Consider the following 236-nt stretch of genomic DNA (forward strand, 5'->3'; position numbering starts at 1 on the left):
GCGGGTCGTAGGGACGGCCGGCCTTGGCGGCGGCCTCGCGGAGCAGCTCCTTGGCGGCGTCGCCGAGCATGAGGCCCATGACGAGGGCCTGGGCGCGCTGCGGGGCCTGCGTGGTGATGCCGTGCAGCTCGGCGAGGGACTGCGCGTAGAGGGCGGTGGCCTCCATGGAGCCGGCGACCGCGACACCGGACAGGCCGGGCGCGGCCTCGGTGGCGGTGCCCGGGACGATCGCGGTG

General features: G+C 77.1%; 1 pseudogene. It reads right to left on the reverse strand.

The annotated features are described in order from the left end of the window. Positions 1–236, reverse strand: a pseudogene (locus KVS67_RS13145) (hypothetical protein); the annotation flags it as partial.

The sequence above is a fragment of the Micrococcus sp. GbtcB5 genome, from assembly GCF_019091605.1.
Taxonomy (GTDB): domain Bacteria; phylum Actinomycetota; class Actinomycetes; order Actinomycetales; family Micrococcaceae; genus Micrococcus; species Micrococcus luteus.